Annotated in this window: 1 protein-coding gene; it reads right to left on the bottom strand. The window is 46.5% G+C overall.

Translation table 11 applies throughout. The features are described 5' to 3' along the window. Positions 1-20: 20 nt before the first annotated feature. Positions 21-566: ISAs1 family transposase (locus L9G74_RS19925; RefSeq protein ID WP_238898513.1), on the bottom strand; the 546-nt coding region annotated here is incomplete at its 5' end.

Raw genomic sequence — 566 nt, 5'->3', positions numbered from 1 at the left:
CAGGGTGAGAGCATGAATGCCTAAATATCACTCAACGCATTTAAACCCGCTGTTAGTACCAGCTCTAGGTAGTCAGTACTACCATATGCTCGCTTCTGTTTACGGGGGATGCTGACTTTTTTGGATGTTTCTGCTCTCAGCATATTTAACCCTATCTTCCGCACTCCTGACAGTACCTCTGCTGCATTCCCTCTGTATATTTGGCATTGGTCTTCTTTCATCGATACGTCTAACACCCAATGTAGGCTGTTCTCAACTGCCCAGTGGCTGCGTACGGCATTGGCAAAGCGGGCTTTGCTCAGTTTGGCTGAGCTAATGTAATAACGGTATTCAAGGGATTCACTACCGCTTTTGGTTCGACGATAGCTCAACGCAACTCCTATGCTTTTAAGCCCTTTCCATTCGGGAAAAGTCTCGGCAAGACTATCTGCTTCCATGACATGGTACGTTCTGGCTTCGTTACGCCCATGGCCTTGCTCTAAACAAAGTACTTCTGCGTCGATTTCGTCACAAAGTGCATTGCGAACAGCATCATACAGTGTTTTTTGATTACCTTTTACGGCGAG

This window comes from Shewanella electrica (assembly GCF_022321485.1).
Lineage (GTDB): Bacteria > Pseudomonadota > Gammaproteobacteria > Enterobacterales > Shewanellaceae > Shewanella > Shewanella electrica.
The sequence above is the reverse complement of the archived record's forward strand: the minus strand, read 5'-3'. Positions and strand labels throughout refer to the sequence as shown.